General features: G+C 64.8%; 1 protein-coding gene. It reads right to left on the reverse strand.

The window, feature by feature from the left end; genetic code table 11:
* On the reverse strand, window positions 1–233 hold a 233-nt coding region (locus AC4FS3_RS29150; protein ID WP_491023444.1), incomplete at both ends, for a hypothetical protein.

Here is a 233-nt window from a genome sequence, read left to right on the forward strand (position 1 = left end):
TCGGCGCCGATATCGAGATCCTTGACCGGTGACCAGACGAGGTTGGTGCCGACGTTGAAGACGCTCCAGTCGCGCAGGGCGGAGCTGTTGTTGTAGTTGACGGTCTGCTGGGGCGTGAAGGCGAGGTTGGCCGGGATGAGCGAACCGCCGAGAACAGCGTAGAGGGGGCAGAACGCGCTCAGGGCGCCGCTGTCGTACTCACGTTGGCCGTAGCTGGCGAACACGGCCTGGTG

The sequence above is a fragment of the Pseudogemmobacter sp. TB195 genome (genome assembly GCF_058313095.1).